Origin of the sequence: Pseudomonas rhizozeae (assembly GCF_031583775.1) — a bacterium.
In the GTDB taxonomy this organism is placed as follows: domain Bacteria; phylum Pseudomonadota; class Gammaproteobacteria; order Pseudomonadales; family Pseudomonadaceae; genus Aquipseudomonas.
Window position 1 is genome coordinate 25,724 of record NZ_JAVLSB010000030.1, and the last position, 18,663, is coordinate 44,386.

18 protein-coding genes are annotated in these 18,663 nt (G+C 59.7%); 7 read left to right on the plus strand and 11 right to left on the minus strand.

Annotated elements, in window-relative coordinates; translation table 11 throughout:
• Positions 1 to 131: 131 nt before the first annotated feature.
• From RG836_RS09530 to RG836_RS09540, 3 genes are all read left to right on the plus strand, one after another.
• Positions 132 to 386 (plus strand): type II toxin-antitoxin system HicA family toxin, encoded by a 255-nt coding sequence (locus tag RG836_RS09530; protein ID WP_310844979.1) that lies wholly within the window; start codon positions 132 to 134, stop codon positions 384 to 386.
• On the plus strand, positions 383 to 715 hold the full coding sequence (locus tag RG836_RS09535; protein WP_310844980.1) for a type II toxin-antitoxin system HicB family antitoxin: 333 nt from the start codon (positions 383 to 385) through the stop codon (positions 713 to 715). Before RG836_RS09530 ends, RG836_RS09535 begins: the two co-directional genes overlap by 4 nt.
• A 198-nt stretch (positions 716 to 913) precedes the next feature.
• A complete protein-coding gene (locus RG836_RS09540; RefSeq protein ID WP_310844981.1) occupies positions 914 to 2,251 on the plus strand; it encodes an MFS transporter in 1,338 nt (445 codons plus the stop codon).
• 9 nt (positions 2,252 to 2,260) lie between these two features.
• On the opposite strand, the gene RG836_RS09545 is transcribed toward RG836_RS09540, so the two are convergent.
• Positions 2,261 to 2,719, minus strand: a complete 459-nt coding sequence (locus RG836_RS09545; protein WP_310844983.1) for a metallophosphoesterase family protein — start codon at positions 2,717 to 2,719, stop codon at positions 2,261 to 2,263.
• Positions 2,720 to 2,995: 276 nt separating this feature from the next.
• Between RG836_RS09545 and RG836_RS09550 the strand changes: the two genes are divergently transcribed.
• Positions 2,996 to 3,247, plus strand: coding sequence for a DUF6555 family protein (locus tag RG836_RS09550; protein WP_310844984.1), 252 nt, complete (start codon positions 2,996 to 2,998; stop codon positions 3,245 to 3,247).
• 117 nt (positions 3,248 to 3,364) lie between these two features.
• Here RG836_RS09550 and RG836_RS09555 read toward each other — a convergent pair whose 3' ends face one another.
• The 3 genes from RG836_RS09555 to RG836_RS09565 all read right to left on the minus strand — a co-directional run bounded on the left by RG836_RS09555 (position 3,365) and on the right by RG836_RS09565 (position 6,055).
• The gene (locus RG836_RS09555) at positions 3,365 to 3,859 is read right to left on the minus strand and encodes a cupin domain-containing protein (protein ID WP_310844985.1); all 495 of its coding nucleotides are present in this window, start codon (positions 3,857 to 3,859) and stop codon (positions 3,365 to 3,367) included.
• 46 nt (positions 3,860 to 3,905) lie between these two features.
• On the minus strand, positions 3,906 to 4,844 hold the full coding sequence (locus RG836_RS09560; protein ID WP_310844986.1) for an AEC family transporter: 939 nt from the start codon (positions 4,842 to 4,844) through the stop codon (positions 3,906 to 3,908).
• 104 nt (positions 4,845 to 4,948) lie between these two features.
• On the minus strand, positions 4,949 to 6,055 hold the full coding sequence (locus RG836_RS09565; RefSeq protein WP_310844987.1) for a mandelate racemase/muconate lactonizing enzyme family protein: 1,107 nt from the start codon (positions 6,053 to 6,055) through the stop codon (positions 4,949 to 4,951).
• Between the two features lie 264 nt (positions 6,056 to 6,319).
• Between RG836_RS09565 and RG836_RS09570 the strand changes: the two genes are divergently transcribed.
• The 3 genes from RG836_RS09570 (at position 6,320) to RG836_RS09580 (ending at position 9,820) form a co-directional block, all read left to right on the plus strand.
• Complete coding sequence (locus tag RG836_RS09570) at positions 6,320 to 7,066, plus strand: FadR/GntR family transcriptional regulator (RefSeq protein ID WP_310844989.1); 747 nt, start codon at positions 6,320 to 6,322, stop codon at positions 7,064 to 7,066.
• 249 nt (positions 7,067 to 7,315) lie between these two features.
• Positions 7,316 to 8,617 (plus strand): Nramp family divalent metal transporter, encoded by a 1,302-nt coding sequence (locus RG836_RS09575; RefSeq protein WP_310844990.1) that lies wholly within the window; start codon positions 7,316 to 7,318, stop codon positions 8,615 to 8,617.
• Positions 8,618 to 8,884: 267 nt separating this feature from the next.
• A complete protein-coding gene (locus tag RG836_RS09580) occupies positions 8,885 to 9,820 on the plus strand; it encodes a nucleoside recognition domain-containing protein (RefSeq protein WP_310844991.1) in 936 nt (311 codons plus the stop codon).
• A 29-nt stretch (positions 9,821 to 9,849) separates the two neighbouring features.
• On the opposite strand, the gene RG836_RS09585 is transcribed toward RG836_RS09580, so the two are convergent.
• The 7 genes from RG836_RS09585 to RG836_RS09615 form a co-directional block, all read right to left on the minus strand.
• Positions 9,850 to 10,371 carry a GNAT family N-acetyltransferase gene (locus tag RG836_RS09585; RefSeq protein ID WP_310844992.1) on the minus strand — a complete coding sequence of 174 codons (522 nt, stop codon included), beginning with the start codon at positions 10,369 to 10,371 and terminating at the stop codon, positions 9,850 to 9,852.
• A 9-nt stretch (positions 10,372 to 10,380) separates the two neighbouring features.
• Positions 10,381 to 10,977, minus strand: coding sequence for a hypothetical protein (locus RG836_RS09590; RefSeq protein ID WP_310844993.1), 597 nt, complete (start codon positions 10,975 to 10,977; stop codon positions 10,381 to 10,383).
• 763 nt (positions 10,978 to 11,740) lie between these two features.
• Complete coding sequence (locus RG836_RS09595; protein ID WP_310844994.1) at positions 11,741 to 13,348, minus strand: GMC family oxidoreductase; 1,608 nt, start codon at positions 13,346 to 13,348, stop codon at positions 11,741 to 11,743.
• Positions 13,349 to 13,434: 86 nt separating this feature from the next.
• Complete coding sequence (locus tag RG836_RS09600; RefSeq protein WP_310844995.1) at positions 13,435 to 14,652, minus strand: mandelate racemase/muconate lactonizing enzyme family protein; 1,218 nt, start codon at positions 14,650 to 14,652, stop codon at positions 13,435 to 13,437.
• Position 14,653: 1 nt separating this feature from the next.
• Positions 14,654 to 15,970: an MFS transporter gene (locus tag RG836_RS09605; RefSeq protein WP_310844996.1), complete on the minus strand. Its 1,317-nt coding sequence runs from the start codon at positions 15,968 to 15,970 to the stop codon at positions 14,654 to 14,656.
• Positions 15,971 to 16,053: 83 nt separating this feature from the next.
• Positions 16,054 to 17,478, minus strand: a complete 1,425-nt coding sequence (aldA, locus tag RG836_RS09610) for an aldehyde dehydrogenase (protein WP_310844997.1) — start codon at positions 17,476 to 17,478, stop codon at positions 16,054 to 16,056.
• A 135-nt stretch (positions 17,479 to 17,613) separates the two neighbouring features.
• Positions 17,614 to 18,546 carry a LysR substrate-binding domain-containing protein gene (locus RG836_RS09615; RefSeq protein WP_310844999.1) on the minus strand — a complete coding sequence of 311 codons (933 nt, stop codon included), beginning with the start codon at positions 18,544 to 18,546 and terminating at the stop codon, positions 17,614 to 17,616.
• Positions 18,547 to 18,663: the final 117 nt, after the last annotated feature.

The following is an 18,663-nucleotide window of genomic DNA, read 5'->3' on the forward strand; positions in this document are numbered from 1 at the left end:
TCCCCTAAAATCGATTACCCCCCTGTGGTGTGAGCGGCGTTTTCAGCGGGCAAGTGTATAGATGACTCAGCTAACGCATCGCCGGCCAAATCCGCGATTGTTTACCTTGAACGGTATCATGATATAACACCATGAATAGCAGACAGCTCAGCACTCTCAAAGCGGTGTTCTCCAGGCCCACCCCAGCCACGCTGGAGTGGGATCGTATTGAGTCGTTGTTCCGGGCGGCAGGAGCCAGGACCATCGAAGGCAGTGGATCGCGGGTTCGCTTTGAGCTGAACGATGTGGTCTCCACCTTTCACCGGCCACATCCTGATAAAGAGGCTAAGCCCTATCAGGTTCGCGATGCTCGGGCTTTCCTTGAACAAGCAGGAGTTACTCCATGAACGTTATGAATTACCACGGCTATGCCGCCCGAATTGAATACAGCGATGAAGACGGACTGTTTATCGGCCATATCGCAGGTATTAAAGACGTGGTCGGTTTCCATGGTGAATCGGTCAAGGAACTCAGAGACGCCTTCGAAGAAGCTGTCAGAGACTACTTGGAGACGTGTGTAAAGCTAGGCCGCGAGCCTCAGAAGCCGTATTCAGGAAAACTCAGTCTGCGGCTGGCTCCTGCACTGCATGCAACTGTGGCCGTGAAAGCGCAGTTAGCTAAGAAGAGTATCAATCAGTGGGTCGCAGACGTTCTCGACCGCGAAGCGCATGCTTGAAACTCAGTCATGCCTCGTGCTTCAAATGCGAACTTGAATGCCAACAACAGCTTTCACCTCACCCACCCCACGGCACAAATCCTGCTTCATCAACCCTCAACAAGTCGGTCCTGACTATGCGCAGGGTACTTAGAAAGTAAGTGCCCTGCGCCATGGCCCCGATAATTGAAGGCTAATTGATGAGTGCCGAGGCCCCCCATGACGAGCATTGCTACCGAGCAGGTCAGCCCGCAAACCCTGAGAAAAGTGATCGTCGCCGCCGGCATCGGCAATTTTGTCGAGTGGTTTGACTTCGCGGTATATGGCTTTCTGGCTACGACCATTGCCCAGCAGTTTTTCCCCAGCGGTGATGCCAGCGCGGCGCTGCTCAAGACCTTTGCGGTGTTCGCAGTGGCGTTTGCGTTCCGGCCGCTCGGGGGGATTTTCTTTGGCATGCTGGGTGACCGGATCGGCCGCAAGCGCACTCTGGCCATGACCATTCTGTTGATGGCCGGCGCCACGACTTTGATCGGTTTGCTGCCCACTTACGCAGCGATTGGCGTGGCGGCGCCGATTCTGCTCAGTCTGATTCGCTGCGCCCAGGGCTTTTCCGCCGGCGGCGAATACGCCGGGGCCTGCGCCTATTTGATGGAGCATGCGCCGAACGATAAACGCGCCTGGTATGGCAGCTTTATTCCAGTCTCGACTTTTGCCGCGTTCGCCTCGGCAGCGGTCGTCGCTTACGCACTGGAAGCCTCGTTGTCAGCCGAGGCGATGGGCAGTTGGGGCTGGCGCCTGCCGTTCCTGATCGCCGCGCCGCTGGGGCTGGTCGGTTTGTATTTGCGCTGGAAACTGGATGAAACCCCGGCGTTCCAGGCCGTTGCGGATAAACATGCGGTGGCTCACTCGCCGATCAAGGAGACCCTGCGCAATCATGGTGCGGCGATGTGCTGCCTGGGCGCATTCATCTCGCTGACGGCGCTGTCGTTCTACATGTTCACCACTTACTTCGCGACCTACCTGCAAGTCGCCGGCGGCTTGAGTCGCGCCATGGCGTTGCTGATTTCGCTGATTGCGCTGATGTTTGCCGCGGTGATTTGCCCGTTGGCCGGGCTGTATTCGGATCGGGTCGGCCGGCGCATGACCATGATGACCGCGGGTATTTTGCTCATGGTGGCGGTCTATCCGTCGTTCTTGATGGCCAGCTCCGGCTCGTTCACCGCGTCGATCATCGGAGTCATGCTGCTGGCGATCGGCGCAGTATTGTGCAACGTGGTCACCGCCGCCCTGCTCTCGGAAACCTTCCCCACCCGCACGCGCTACACCGCATCGGCGATCACCTACAACCTGGCCTACACCCTGTTCGGCGGCACCGCGCCGCTAGTCGCCACTTGGTTGATCACCACCACCGGCAGCAACCTGTCGCCAGCGTTCTATCTGATTGCGGTGGCGGTATTGGCGCTGATCGGTGGCATGGCACTGCCGGAGACCTCGAAGATCTCTTTGCATGATGTGCCGAGTGGCGAGAAAACCCAGGGCGAACGCGCTGTGGCCTGACGCTTGGGTTTATTCCAGCAACGGCACCAGACGCGGCTCCAGCGCCGAGGCTTGTACCTCCAGCAGTGCCAGGGTCACCGGCAATTGGAATCGCCGCCGCCCGGCACTGCCGGGGTTGAGGTACAGGCAATCACCGCGCCATTCGATGCACGGCTTGTGCGAATGGCCGGTGATCACCAGCCTGGTGCCAGCCGCCAGCAGGCCCGGCACATCGGCAATGTCGTGCACCAGCAAAGCCGGCCAGCCCTCGAGATCGAGTTGCAGACTGTCGGGAATCCCGTTGGCCCATTGCGCGTCTTGATCATTGTTGCCGCGCACCACGTCCAGCGGCGCAATCGCCCGCAATTGCTCCAAGACTGCGGCATTGCCGATGTCGCCAGCGTGAATGATCCGCTCACACCCCTGCAACGCCGCAACGGCTTCGGGGCGCAACAGCCCATGGGTATCGGAAATTACACCAACTTTCATTCATCTCCCCTGATCGTTAAGTGCGCCTGCTGACTACATCCGCCATGCCGACCACCGGTCGCCGATTTTTTGAGCTGGACCCTGCCAGTGGACTGCAGCACGCTTGCTTTGATTCCATATACTTTCGCTGTTTGGCGACCCATCATTCAACCTGATCAATCGCCATTAGTTCGTCGCCTTCCACTAACAAATCAACAACTAACAGACACTAAAAATTCTTTGAATTTTTTTCTGACACCACCACTCCTTGGTCTATGAGCATAAGGAGGGGACCTCATGAATACCGGTCTTTACATCATTGAGTACAAGATTCATGGGCAGATTAAGTCGTTCATCATTCGTGCAAAGGCCATGAGTAATCAGGATGCCTGGCACTGGGCAAGTTGCGACGCCGGTATCGCGCCTATACCCAAACCCGGACGCCCCCCGCTGAAGGTGGTGTCTAAACCGCAGGCGGAGAAGTTCGGGATTACCGAGGTGAAGTGGCGTGAGTCAGCGACGCTAAGTTGGACGGAGGTGTCAAACTGAGCAACTAAACCTGCCATCTAAGAACGGCGCCGGAACGGGTATATCGTTCTGTGCCTCGGTTGACGGCTGATATAAAACGGGCACCACTGGCGCCCGTTTTATTTGAGCAGGTCGCTGCTATTGGGCAGTGTTACGCGGGTCATCGTGTTTATCGATGTACTCGAGCCCCAACGGACCGGTGCCGTACACCTGGGAGATGTATTCGCCAGATTTCGCCCAATGGAAATGCGGCGTGTTGGCGGGCAGGATCACCACGCTACCGGGACCATAGGCCACCAGTTTGTCCGGATCGAACACCGTGCCGAAGCCGATGTAGAACACCCCCGACATCACGGTGTAAATGCGATCTTCCGGGTGGGTATGGGGCATCAGCTTGACCCCGTTCGGCACCTTGACCCGCACCACATAAGGGGCAGGCTTGCTCGGGTCGCCGACCACCACCGACAGCTTCACCTCCTTGGGAAACGCCGGGAAGCTGCGCCACTCTACGTCTTCGTTATGCACCGCGCCGACCTTGCCAAGCGGCAAGGATTCAGCCTGCGCCAACGGCAGCGTGGCGCTGGCAGCGACCAATGCCGCCAGGCCAGTGAGTTTGATCAGTTTGCGAATCATGGGGGACACCTCAACTGCGCGAATCATTGGATTATGAGAAAGAACGTCAGGCAGCCAGCCCGCCATCGATCAGGTAGATCGCCGCCGAGAACGTGACGATCGACAGCACCGTACTGACCAGAATCGAAGTCGCGGCTTCACTTTGGTAAGCGCCAGTCTGGTTGGCGAACATCGCCGGGATCGTCGCCGAGGGCAGCGCGCAGAGCAGAATCATCTGCTGCGCGTACAAGCCATGAGTACCTAGCAAGAGCGTGGCGGCGAACATCAGCACCGGATGAACCAACAACTTGAGCCCGAGGTTGGTCCACACTTCGCCGGACATCTTCAGTTTCTCCGACGACATGATCAGCCCCAGGCACAGCAGCGAAACCCCAGGCGTCGCCTTGCCCAGCAGATTGAGCGATTCGGCGGCCAGTGGCGGCAATTTAACCTGCAGCAACGACAGCACAATACCCAAGGCTGGCGCCCACATGAGCGGACGGCGCACCGCCCCTGACAGACTCGACACGAACGCCTCGCGGCCGCTGCCTTTGCCGTCGGCAATGGTCAGCAACATGGTGGTGAGCGGGATCATCACCAGGCTGGCGACCAGGTTGAGCACCAGCACCGAGTAGATGCTGCCCGGCCCGTACATCGCGCCAAGAATCGGGATGCCCATGAACGCCGCGTCCGGGTAGCCGTTGACGAAGCCCTTGAGCGTGGCCACTTTGAGATCGCGAAAACGCCACCAGCCGATCGCCAGTGCGAGGATGTACATGCCCATGATGCCGATGAACGTGGCCACCACGAATTTGAAATCGAACAGTTGCTCGCGAGGCGTACTGGCCATCCCGACAAACAGCAGCGCCGGGAAGATCCAGCCCAGTACCAAACGGCTGATCAACAGGCTGTCGGAGGCGGTCAGGCGCCCGCGCTTGCCGGCGATATAGCCCAGCAGGATCACGAAGGCGACGGGCAAAAGCGGTCCTACGATTCTGTCTAACATGTGCTCAATCCTCGTCTTTATTTTTATCAAGAATGTCGTCATGGAGGACCGGGGCCGGTGCGCCGGCCCCGATTCAGGGGTTCATGGCCAGGAGGCCGATGGGATCAAGGCTGGAAGCGGTAATCGCGGATCACATCCGGGTTCGGCTCAAGGCCTAGGCCCGGGCCTTGCGGTACATCGATACGGCCGTTACGCGGGATGATCGCGTCGCCATAGAGTTGCGCTTCGAGGTCGAAATATCGCCACTCCACCAGCGACTTCGCCCCGCCCAGCGCCGCACTGCCGTGCACCGCTGCCAACAGGCCGGGACCGTCATAGAAGGCGTGGACCATCACCGTGACGCCGTGGGCATTGGCCAGCGCATAGACTTTCTGCAGCTCGGTGATGCCGCCCATTTTCGCCGGACTCGGCTGCACGAAATCCACCGCGCCGGCTTCCAGCAGGTGCTGGAAGTCCATCAGCGTTGAGGCGTTCTCGCCGGCCGCCACCGGGATGCCGCCCTGCTGGCGTACGGTCGCCAGGCCTGCATAGTTTTCCGGCGGCCAAACGGGTTCCTCGATCCAGCGCAGCTTCAGCGGGCGCAGTATGTCGGTCATGTCCAGCGCTTCGCGCACGGACCATGGGGCATTCACGTCGAGGGTGATTTCCACGTCCGGGCCGGCGGCTTCGCACGCTGCGCGGATTACCACCGGATCGACTTCGTGCAGCTTGAGGTGGCGGAACCCGCTGTTGACCGCGCGCTGCACGTTGCTGCGGATCAAGTCAGCGTCGGCGTAGCGGATCAGGCTGGCATAGGCCGCAAGCGAGGTGGCCTCGCTGCCGCCCAGCAGTTGATAGATGGGTTGACCGGCTGCTTTGCCAGCGATGTCCCACAGGGCAATGTCGATGGCCGACAAGCCATAGATGAACGCGCCGCTGCGGCCGAACACGTGAAATTTCTTCTGCAAGTCGCCCTGGATTTTGTCCCGGCGCGTGACGTCAGTGCCGATCAGCTCGGGCGCGAGGATGGTGTCGATGACGATTTTCACCGCGGGGATCGCGGTGAAGCCGAAGGTTTCGCCCCAACCGACCAGGCCGTCATCGGTGGTGATCTTGACCACCAGGGAATCGACCATCTGCAGATCTTTCGGGCCCCACACGCCGCCCGCCGACTTGCCACCGGTGGTGAAAGGGATCCGCAGTGGAATGGTTTCAATGCTGGCAATGTTCATCGTGGCGACGCCTCTAGCGGGTTGCGAAAGTGGCGCAGGGATTATTCGAGTGGTTCCCGCGTCCAGTTGAGGACAACCTACCCGCCATTCTGTTGTCCTTCAACTGAACAACTGCACGCTTTTTCTAGCAAGCGACTAATCCTTAGTTAACCTGTTGTTTTTAATAGACTATTAGTTTATTTACCAAAATGAACAACAGTTTCAACTGTGTGGAACAAGTCTTCTGATGTAGATTAACTAGACAAGTGAAAGGGATGGTTGAGCATGAGTGAAATGAACGTACAACCCGTTGCACGGCGACCTCATCTTGCCGAGCACATCGCCCGCTCATTGAGCGACGAAATCACCTCCGGACGCCTGCGGCCGGGGGATCGCCTGCCCACTGAACAGTTTCTCGCGCAGAACTTCGGTGTCAGTCGCAACGTGGTGCGCGAAGGCATTGCGACGTTGCGGGCGCAGGGCTTGATTCAGTCCCGTCAGGGCGTGGGGGTGTTCGTTGCGGTGACAGCGCCTTCCGCGGAACTCTCGCCACAGACAGCCGCCCCTCAGCCGCGCGAGTCGTTCCTCGACGGCGACGACACGGTGCGTAACATGTTTGAAGTCCGCGCCGTGCTGGAGAGCCAGGCCGCAGCCCTGACGGCGTCGCACATGACGCCGCGCAAACTGGCGACTATTCAGGCGGCAGTGTTGCGCATGCAATACGAGGGCGAACCGACGCTGGAGACGGTCAATGCCGACCTGGATTTTCATCGGGCAATCGCTGCTGCTTCAGGCAACGATTACTTGGAAACGATGATCCGCACGGTACTTGAGCCGATGCGCGCGCTGATTACCCTGAACTTCGCCCGTCGCGGCCCGGTGTTCAGCAACATCCCCCACGCCGCGCGCGGCGAGCACGAAGAACTGGTGCAGGCGTTCATCGAGCGTAATGCGGCGGCGGCGCGGCAGATCATGGGGCAGCACATCGTCAGCGCCGCATCGCGGTTCGGCTATGAGATTAAATTCTTCTGATCGCAGCAGATTCGGACGGTTGTTTAATTGTTCTACAAGAGAAGCAGAACCGTCCGCTGCTGTTCCACTGGAGGCAGACGTGGTCGGTTAAATACAGGCCCTTAGCCACGATTTTGCGCATTCATAAACCTTCCTCGCACCCTTGAAACATTTTTACATACTCTCGTTTCAAGAATGGTTGTACGACGTCGTATCTACTGTGTTCGACTGCGCCCCGTTCTCACAAAAAAAATAACGGAGATACCTTCCATGACGAGCATTCCTTCCGTCGAAGGCAAAGCTGCGGCACCCGCGCAAAACCGCTTTTCACGTGTTCTGAAACTGTTGGGCCCTGGCATCATTGCCGTGCTGTCGTGGCTCGGCGCAGGCGACTTGATCACCTCGTCTGTCGCCGGCGCCAACTACGGCTACGCCATGATGTGGGTGCTGGCGGTTTCACTGCTGCTCAGATACCTGATCGTAAACATCATCGCCCGCTTCCAGCTGTGCAATAACCAAGGCATGACCATCCTGCAGGGCTATGCCCAGCTCAACCCGTTTTTTGCCTGGTTCCTGCTCGTCTATGCCCTGTTGATGGGGCACTTGATGAACGCCTACATGATCAAGGGCGCCGGTGAGTCGCTGGCGATGCTGTTCAAGATCGACCAGCCACTGCTCTGCTCGCTCGCTGTGGTTCTGGCGGTGTGGATGCTGGTGGGGCGCAATATTTATTCGATGATCGAAGGCGTGATGAAGGGGCTGCTGGCCATCATGACCCTGGCGTTCATTGCGCTGGCGGTGATGTCCGGTCCCGATGTGGGCGGCATCATCAAAGGCACCATCGGTTTCAGCATTCCGCCGGATGAAGGCGTGCACGGCGCGCTGCTGGTGGCGGTCTCGGTGATCGGCGCAGTCGCGGGCTCGATCGCCAACTTTGTGCACCCTTACGTGATGCGCCAGAAAGGCTGGATCGGCCCGCAGCACAAGCGTGTGCAACGTAACGACCTGCTGTTCGCCGTGTTCGTCGGCATCGTCATCAACCTGGCGATCTGGATCGTGGGCGCGGAAATCCTTCGTCCTAATGGCATTGAAGTCAAAACCCTGGGCGACCTGGGTAAGGCACTGGAAATCTTCTTCGGCCCGATCGGCTGGTACGTGTTCTTCATCGGCGTGTTCGCTACCCTGTTTGCCAGTATCTCCGGCAAAACCACGGCGTTCCCGATGCTGATCACCGACGCCTTCCAACACGTGCGCCCAGAGCGCCGCGAGAAGTATGGCAAAGAGTTCCACCATGACCCGATGCACAAGTGGTTCATGCTGTTCATCCTGGTCACGCCGCTGATCTGGTCGCTGCCGGGCATGCCGGACTTCGTGACCCTGACCATCGGTGTCAGCGCCTTGAACATCATCGGCTTGCCGGTTATCTCCCTTGGCCTGCTGATCATGTCGAACCAGAAGTCGCTGCTCGACAAGAAATACCGCAACAACCTGTTCGAGAACATCGCCCTGCTGTTCGCCACCGGCCTGGCCCTGTGGGTTGCCTTCCAACTGGGCGTCGATCTGTTCACCTGACCGCACGCCGCCGAGCGAACGCAAGGTTTCTCGGCGGCTATCTATCGTTCAAATGCTTAAACGCTGAGTCCCGATTTTTCGGGACTTTTGCGTTGTGGCGTCCCGCCGCAATCAGTCCCCTCCTCCGGCAACCCCCACCAGCGCTCCGCGCCTGCAGTTAACTTATGCCCCCAGTGCACCATGTGGCCTGGGGAATGCAGGTAAACTGCCCAGCCTTTTCGGCGAATCCCCCCTCGCCCACGCTTTTTTAGAGACCCCGAAACAGCTATGGACCTCATCAACATCATCATGACCGCCGGTAAGTCCGCGGTAGAGCTGGCCCTGTTCATCCTCCTGCCGGTGATGGTCATCATGCTCTGCGTGATGCGTCTGCTGGAGGCGTTTGGCGTGCTGGACCGGGTGGTGGCGGTGCTGGCGCCGGTGTTGAAGCCTTTCGGTCTCTCAGGCCTGAGCGTGTTTGCCCTGCTGCAAGTCAACTTCGTCAGTTTTGCCGCCCCGGTGGCGACCCTCGCGACCATGGATCGGCGCGGGGTGTCCGACCGCCACCTGGCCGCGACCCTGGCGATGGTGTTTGCCATGGCCCAGGCCAACGTGGCGTATCCGCTGACCGGGCTCGGCCTGCACCTGGGCAAATTCGTGTTGATGTCGATCGCCGGCGGGCTGATCGCCGCGGCGGTCACTTACCACGTCATGGGCCGCAAGTTGTCAGCCGTGGAGGCTGTACAGGATGAAACCCTGGTGCACCCGGTGGTCCAGGACCCCAAGGGCATTCTGGCGATCATCAACAGTGCCGGCGCGGAAGCCTTCCGCATCTCCACCGGGACCATACCGCTGGTGGCGCTGTCGCTGGTGTTGGTGCTGATCATCAAGGACCTGGGCGTGATCCACTGGCTCGAAGTCGGGCTGACGCCGGTATTGAGTTGGGCCGGCATCAACCCCGCCCTGATCCTGCCCACCCTCACCAAATACCTCGCCGGCGGCAGCGCGTATCTGGGCGTAATCGTCGAGATGCACAACAACGGCCAGGCCGATGCGCACCTGATCAACGTCAGTGCCGGCTGGCTGGTGCACACCCTGGACCTGCCCGGCATCGCCATCATGATGTCGGCCGGACCCCGGGTGGCGAAAATCTGGAAACCGGCGGTGCTGGGCGGGATCGTCGGGATTCTTGCGCGTACGGTTGGGCAGGCGTTTTGGGGATGATGGCGAGCGACTGCGGGGAAATACTGCATTCACCTGACAGCTTGCTCTTGGCCTTTGAACCCTTTAATCAAGGTGGCGGTGGAAAGTATCAGGCGCAGTGTGGTTTTTGTTGAAGGGGTAAATTCCAGTTTGCCTTGATAGTAATCCGCAGCGTCTTGGTCTTTTGCATCAACGACGACAAATGCCACTCCTGAATGCTTAGACACCGTATAAACGCGTCGGAAGAAATCGGCGACCAAGCGCTGGCCTAGCCCCTTTCCCTGCATGCTTTTGTCCACCGCCAACCGGCTCAACAGCACGGCCGGCATGGGATAACGAGGCATGTTCTTTTTTTGATCCACGCTAATTTCATCGAGGGTCACCGCAGCGTTCGCCAAGGTGTAGTAGCCCAATAGAGCCCCATCCTCGACGTACATGAATGTTCGTGACGTATTGCGCTTTTCGTCTTGCCCGGCGTGCTGGGTAATGTAGGTGTTCAGGGCACCGTGGAGGTTGCAATCAAACGAAGCGCGGTCGACCGACTTGTCGTAGCCAACGGTGATGAAGTCCATTGACAATCCTCAGCGCAAGGCAAGCAGCTGACGAAGCGCCTCACTGGGTTCTGGCGGACTGTCCAGAAGTTGATATGCCGTGTCGGCATCAAGCACGATCATGCCATCGGCATCAAAATCGACAGCCCTCTCGTCGTGTGCAACTGAAAGAACCGCCAGTGCCGCTACGACTGTTCTAAGCTCCGCCAACTCTTGCTCCATGCGCAACATGTGCGCTGCGCGCGCGGAAGGAGGCTTGGTCGTGGTGCTCCGGTGAAGAACACTACTTGCGAGGCTTTTCAACGCGTGCCGTTCTACCACCGCGTCGGCATTCGACAGAACCTTATCGCCCCGGCTCTGGAGGGAGACTGACTCTAATTTCCCCAGTACGAGACGCACGCGTTTTCTTTGAACTGGTTTGATCACGGTGCCTCCATTTGAGCGCCCACACGTTATCACGTTTTGCCTGACACCTGCTTCCACGCCCCAGCCGCGAACAGTCAAGCTTTCAGCGCTCATGCGGGAGCTGTCTTGCGATGCGCACGTCCTAAGGACATCTTTTGAGCTGACCTTTTCATTAGATAAGGTCGGATCGGCATCCGGCCAACTGGGTGTCGCGTCGAACATACATGAACTCCGGTTTCGATTTGATTGGCTACCTGACGAAGAGTGAGACATGCGCGAGCTGGCGAACCAGTCGAGCCCGGAAATCCGGCTTTCAGAAAGTGTATTACCGACAATTCCCGTGGCCCACTGCGAGTAACGACGGAAAAAGAATATCGCGACGCCCATGCGGGCACAGCCAGCCGATTCAGTGGTGTTTGTAGGCAATTGCGCTTGACGTTGTAGTTTGATGGTGGACGCTGATTCGGAGCGCCGGGCCGTATCGCCCCGTGAGCGTCGGCGAGCTGCACACGCCATTTGAGGGGCCGAAGTCATTGAGCCGAGAATGCTAAGGGTCGAAATTTGAACTGCGGCAAGGGTATTCCCTGCCGCAGGGGAACGCGGTCAGACCGGCGCTTCAAGCCGATCCAGCGCGCGGTCTACCGCTTGCTGCGAAACGAGGGGTGGTGGCTGTGCGCGGGTTAGCAAACCGGTGGAATTAGCAAACCCGGCGCGCCCGAGGGCGCCCCACGCACAACCACCATATCGAACAGGCATGGGAATGCCCTGACCGATGGTGCTTACGAGCATTACTAAAACCATTCCGGGCTGCTAAACCCGACCACTGATGGGCAGTGGCAGGGAAACGATAGAGGCCGGAGGCAAGGCGCACAAGCCGGCGGATTCTGTTTTTGTCGTAGGCAAATGCACAAGGTGATGTAGCTTTCAGGACGTAACGCGAGCACCGATTAAACATCCTTGCCAACTACGTTTAATCGGTGAGCCATCACGCATCCTGCAAGATCAAATCCGCGCCCTTCTCCGCCACCATCAGCACCGCCGCGTGGGTATTGCCGGAGGTGACGTTGGGGAAAATCGACGCATCGACAATCCGCAGGCCATGGATGCCGTGGACCTTGAGGCGCTTGTCGACGACTGAATGCTGCTCGTCGGCGCCCATCGCGCAGGAACCGCACAGGTGGTAAATCGACCCGCTGTTCTCGCGAAAGTACTGCAGCATCTGCTCATCGGTGTCGATGGCCGGGCCGGGCAGCACTTCTTCGACAGTGATGTTCTTCAGCGCTGGCGCCTGCATGATTTTGCGCATCAGCCGACTGCCCTGGATCACCTCGTCAATGTCCTTTTGGGTGGTGAGGTAGTTGGGGTCGATCAGCGCCGCGTCGCGGGGGTTTTTCGAAGCGATCTCGATAGAGCCACGGCTGGTCGGGCGGCACGGATTGAAGCACAGCAGAAAGCCTGAATACGGTTCCGGCTTGAGACTGGCCTTGTTGTTTTTCGGGATCTGGTACGACAAGGGATTGAAGTAAAGCTGCAGGTTCGGGTTGGCTTGCTGCTCATTGCCGCGGAAGAAGCCGCCCGCCTGATTCACGCTCATGGCCAGCGCACCCTTGCGCGTAAACAGGTATTTGAGCCCGAGTTTGAACTGACCGTACAGCGAACTGAGCTGGTCGTTGAGCGTCGGGATATTGGCCTTGTAGTAGTAGCTGACGCACAGGTGATCTTGCAGGTTCTTGCCCACGGCCGGCAGGTGTTTGATCAGCGGGATGTTGTGTTTGGTCAGCAGCGCCTGATCGGCGACGCCGGACAACTGCAGAATCTTCGGCGTGTCCACTGCGCCGGCGCAGAGGATGACTTCCTTGCTGGCCATGAAGGTGCGCACTACGCCGTGCTGAGTGACGCTGACGCCGACCGCTCGCCCCTCGTCGAACAGCAAGCGGTCCACCAAGGCGTAATGTTCCACCGTGAGGTTTGGTCGGCCTAATGCCGGGTGCAAATGGGCAAAGCTGCTGGAGCAGCGCTGGCCGTTTTTGGTGTTGACGTCGTAGAGGCCAGAGCCTTCGAACTTCGGCCCGTTGAAATCGTTACTGTGCGGGTAGCCGAGCTGGTCGCAGCCTTTGAGGAACACATCGCAGATCGGATGGGTCTGGCCTTTCATCGGCGTGATGCTGATCGGGCCGCTGCCACCGTGGTATTCGCTGTCGCCCAGTGGATGGTTTTCCAGTTTGCGGAAGTACGGCAGCACGTCCTTGAAGCCCCAGCCGTCGTTGCCATTGGCTGCCCAGTCGTCGAAGTCATGGGCCTGGCCGCGGACGTAGATCATCGCGTTGATCGAGCCCGAACCGCCCTGCACTTTGCCACGCGGGGCGTAGATTTCGCGGTTGCCCAGTTGCTTTTGCGGCTGGCTGTAATACATCCAGTTGAAGGTTGGGTTGTAATACATTTTGGCGAAGCCGACCGGGATCTTGAACCAGAGCGAACTGTCCTTGCCCCCCGCTTCCAGCAGCAGCACCGTGTATTGCCCCGAGGCGGAGAGCCGGTTGGCGAGGATGCAGCCAGCGGCGCCGGCGCCCGCGATGATGTAGTCGTAGGTCATGTAAGTCGTTGTCCAAATAAACCGTGACGCGCAAACCCAAGTGGGAGCAGGCTCGCTCCCACTTGGGGAACTGCTGCATTCTTTTGTCAGCCTCGGGCTGGCGATGTGTCTTTGACGTCTGCGGGGGTGGGCGCCATCTGCAGGTGCAGGCGCTCACCGGTGTACGGCGAATGCCGGCGCACCACGTCCATGTTCAACTCGACCCCCAGGCCCGGCTCGGTGGACGGGATGATGTAGCCGTCCTCCCATTGCAGCGGCCGGGTCAGGATCTCGGCGTGGAAGCCGCCCCAGGTCATGATGCTTTCCTGGATAAGGAAGTTCGGCGTGCAGGTCGCCAACTGGAAACTGGCGGCGGCACCAATCGGCCCGTTGTACAGATGCGGGGCGATTTGCGCGTAGTAGGCTTCGGCCATGCTGGCGATTTTTTTCGCTTCGAGCAGGCCGCCGCAGCGCGCCACGTTCATCTGCAAAATCGACGCGCCGCCCGCCTGCAACAGCTTGAAGAATTCGTACTTGGTGGTCAGCCGTTCACCGGTGGCAATCGGGATGGTGGTCTTGGCCGCGACTTGCGCCATGGCGTCTTCCTGCCCCGGCGGCACCGGCTCTTCGAACCACAGCGGGTCGTACTTCTCCAGGCGCTTGGCCAGGCGAATCGCCGACGACGGCACCATTTGCCCGTGGGTGCCGAACAGCAAATCGCACTTGTCGCCCACCGCTTCGCGGATCTTGCGGCAGAAGGTTTCGCAACGCTCCAGCACTTCCAGCGAGATCTGGTGACCGGAGTAAGCGGTGTACGGCCCCGCCGGGTCGAACTTCACCGCGGTGAAGCCTTTGTTCATGTTTTCGATGGCGCACTCGGCGGCCAGGTCCGGGTCGTCGTAGTCGTACTCGCCCTTGCTGTTGACCGGGTACAGGTAGGTGTAGGAACGCAGGCGCTCATTGACCTTGCCGCCGAGCAACTCGTAGACCGGTTTGTTCGCCGCTTTGCCGATGATGTCCCAACAGGCCATCTCCAGCCCGCTGACCACGCCCATCATCGTCAGGTCCGGGCGCTGGGTAAAACCACTGGAATACGCCTGGCGGAAAAACCGTTCGATGTGATGCGGGTCGTGGTTGAGCAGGTAACGCTCGAACACGTCCTCGATGATCGGCAGCATGGCCTTGGGGCCGAAGGTCGCGGCGTAGATCTCGCCGACGCCTTCGATGCCGCAATCGGTCTTGAGCTTGACGAACAGCCAGTACATGCCACCGATGTGCGGCGGCGGTACGGCAACGATATGGGTTTCAAGGGCGACGATTTTCATCTCAGGCACCTGTCGGGTTCAGAAGTTTGCGATTGACGCGAGCACGCAGGGCCAGCGCCGCCAACGTGCCGATCAGGCCGACGCTGGCGATGTAACCGAAGTACAGCTTGTAACCAAAGGCGCCTGGGAAATGTTCGGTCAGGTAGCCGTTGATCAAGGGAATAAAGGTGTCCGGCAGGTAACCGACCACCGAGACGATGCCGATCGCCAGGCCGGTGATGCGCAGCGGAATGTCACAGGTGTCGAGAATCGCCCAGTACAGGCCACGAATCGCGTAGGTCATCAGGCCGATAAAGATCACTGTGCCGATCAGCAGGCCCAGACTGTTGAGCCCCGGAAACACAATCAGCCCGACCATGGCCAGGGTCGCCAGGAACAGCGCTACCACCAGCACCGAGATATTCGAGAACTTGTCACCGAGCCAGCCACCGCCGATGCCGCCAATCGGGCGCATCCACAATTTGATGGTGGTGATGGTGCCGGCCATGACGGCGGTCATGCCGTTGCCTTGCAGGTAATCGGAGAAACTGTAGGTGGCCCAGAACATGTGGTAACCACAGAACACAATCGCGGTAACCAGCCACAGCTCAGGAATTTTCACCAGCGTGGCCAGGTCGGCAAACAGACTCGATGCGCCCTTCTGCGCAGCTGATGTGTTCTCCAGCGACTTGGGATCCTTGAGCAGCACCAGCACGCAACCGATGGCGATGCAGGTGAAGGCGTAGAGGTAAACCACGTGCTTGAAGCCCTCGGCGGCCGACTCACCGCGACTCTCAGTGGCATAGGCGAACAGCCCCAGCGCCACGGTCGCGAGCAAGGCTTCGACCAGGCCGCGCCCGCCATCGAGGATGCCGAAGAAGCGGCCCTGTTCGGTGTGATGGGCAATCATCTTCACGCGTTTGAGCACCGAGGCCCAGAAGGTCAGGCCGGTGGTCAGCCCCCAGCAACCGAAGATGATCATCAACCCGGTCATCGATGGCGCGGTGGAGTACCACAGCCCCAGAGCACCAGTGGCGACCAGCGAAAAGAAAATCAGGAAGCGCGGCGCGATGCGATCGGCCAACCAGCCGCTCGGCAGATAACTGAGAAGGAAAATCGTGCCGAGCATCGAGTACAGGTAGCCCAGTTCGCTGTGGCTGATCTGGAACACGTCGAGCATGGTGGTCTGGTAGACCTGGCGCAGGTACAGGATCGGGTAGATCGCCCCCGCCGCCAGGACCAGTAACATCAATTGCAGGTAACGACTTCCCTTGTCGCTCTTGGTCATCGGGGCTGCGCTGGAACCCTGGGTGGCAGCCGAAGATAAAGGCTTGGACATCTGAAGAACCTCGGGCGGCCGATGACTCGGGCGCCGCTGATAATTGTTTTTATAGGTGAAGCATGAGGCGTGTTGCCGGTGGATCAATACTTCATGACCACCAGGCGGGTCTGGGTGAATTCGAGCATGCCGTGCTTGCCGTCATCGCCGCCCAGGCCGGAGCGTTTCCATCCGGCATGGAAGCCCTGGTAGGGGTCGGCCGGGGTGCGATTGACGTACAGTTCTCCGGCCTCGATGGCGTTGGCGACTTTCATCGTCGTGCGATAGTTCTCGGTGTACAGCACCGACGACAGGCCGAACTGGTGATCGTTGGCCATCGCCAGTGCTTCGTCGATATCACCGTACTTGAGCACCGGCAGCACCGGACCGAAGATTTCTTCCTGGACGATTTCCATGTCCTGGCGGCAACCGCTGAGCAGGGTTGGCGGGTAAAAGTGGCCCTTGCCGGACGGGATCACGCCACCGGTCTCCAGCACCGCACCGGCGGCGACAGCGCGCTCGACCATGGCGTGGATGTTCTGCCGCGAACTGGCGTTGACCAAGGGCCCCATCAGGCTGGCGTCACTGGCGCGATCACCAAACGCCACGGCGTTGATCTTGGCCTTGAGCAGGGCGAGGAATTGGTCATGCACGCTTTCCTGCACGTAGACCCGTTCCACCGCCGTGCACAACTGGCCGCAGTGTGTGGTCTTGGACGCCACGATGGCGCTGGCAGCGGCTTCCAGGTCCGCGTCGGCCTCGATGATCGCCGGGGTTTTGCCGCCCAGCTCCAGCGACGGCTTGGCGATGTTGGCCTTGCAGTAATCGAGCACGATGCGCCCGGCGCTCACACTGCCGGTCAAAGTGATCAGGCCCACGGCGCTGTGGGTGCACACCGCTGCAGCAGTGGCGTGATCCATGGTCAGGATGTTGACCACGCCCGCCGGCATTCCGGATTGCTGCACCGCTTTGGCGATTTCAAACGCCGAGGTCGGCGTGTTGTTGCTCGGTCGCACCACCACGGTATTGCCGGCAATCAGCGCCGGGGCAATTTTGCGCAGCAGGGTGTAGACCGGGTAGTTGAACGGAATCAGGCACGCCACCACGCCAATCGGCTCGCGGTGCAAGAACAGGCTTTCATTCGGGGTATCGCTGGGGATGATTTCGCCTTCGATACGCCGCGCCCACTCCGCGTGGTAGCGGGTGATTTGCGCCGCGTAACGGGCTTCATTGCTGGCGTCGGCGACACTTTTGCCGGACTCGGCGGCCAGCGCCTGGCCAATGTCTTCGGCACAGTGCTCGAGGGCATCCGCGAAAGCACGCAGGTGTTCGGCGCGCTCGATGCTGGCGAGCTTGCCCCAGACTTTTTGCGCGGCAGCGGCGGCGTCAACGGCCGCAGTGGCTTCACCGGCGGTGGCGGCCGAGACCTGACCGACCAGGGCCTCGGTCGCCGGGTTATAGACCGCGATCAGCGCGTCGCTGGCAGGCTCAATGAAGTGACCGTTTACAAAGTTTCGCTCGAGTCGCATGTGCATCGCCCATCGTTGTTTTTATCCAGTGCTCGCAGTCTTGGCATCTGACCGGCGCGGAACAAACGATTTATTGAGCACAGTAACATTCACAAAACGCACGTTACTCAGGCGCCCGATGGTGATGACCAGGCTTCAAACGGCTGCGGTAGACGGCTCGAGCTGCCGTTGCGCCAACCAAATCTCTTCCTGCAACCACTGGCTGAACACCTGTAATTGCGGCGTGTGGGCCTGCTCCGGGCGGGTGACCAGCCAATAGGACTGATGGCCGTCAACATGCACGTTCAGCACTTGGGTCAATTGCCCGCTGGCCAACTCCGGGGCGACCATATGCCAGTCCGCGATGGTGATGCCCAAGCCATCGACCGCAGCGCGGATCGCCAGGTCCAGCAGGTCGAACTCATAACCGCCCTGGGTGTCGACACTGCTGATTTTTGCGGCGTCGAGCCAGTGGTTCCACGTCAGGTAGCGCTGGTCTTCCCGGGCCAGCACGTGCAACAGGGTCAGGCGGTTGAGGTCAATGCCCTGCTCGCTCCACTCCCGCGCATACAGGGTCGGGGCGCAGACCGCGATGTGCCGTTCCTGGATCAACAGTGAACTGTCGAGCCCGTCCCATTCGCCATTGCCGAAGCGGATCGCGCAATCCAGGGTATTAGTTTCCGCCAGGCTGTCCTGCAAACGCGTGGTGATGCTCAACTCCAGCTCCGGGTGTTTCTCGCGCAGGCGTCCCAGGCGTGGCATCAACCAGCGCTGGGTGAAGGTCGGAGGCGCATTGATGTGCAGCCGATTGGAGTGAGTTTTCTGCTGAATACTGCGCACCGTCAGCTCGATCTTGTCGAAAGACTGGTGCAGCGCCCGCAGCAAGACACGGCCGGCGCTGGTCAGTTCGAGGTGATGGTGGCGCCGCTCGAGCAGGCTTTCGTCGAGCTGTTCCTCCAACTGCCGCACCTGGCGGCTCACCGCGCTCTGGGTCACATTCAACAGCTCGGCGGCGCGGGTGAAGCTGCCCGTGCTGCCGGCCACTTCAAAGGCCTTGAGCGCGTTGAGGCCGGGCATTTTGCGTTTCATGAAAGGCTCTCAGTGGGATGACAAGGGCGTAGCATCCCACGGCCGCCGTGCGTTGTCCTACAGGATTCTCTCGGTAACATTCGTTTAGCGAAGGTTTCTCGGCAAATTTAATCGTTT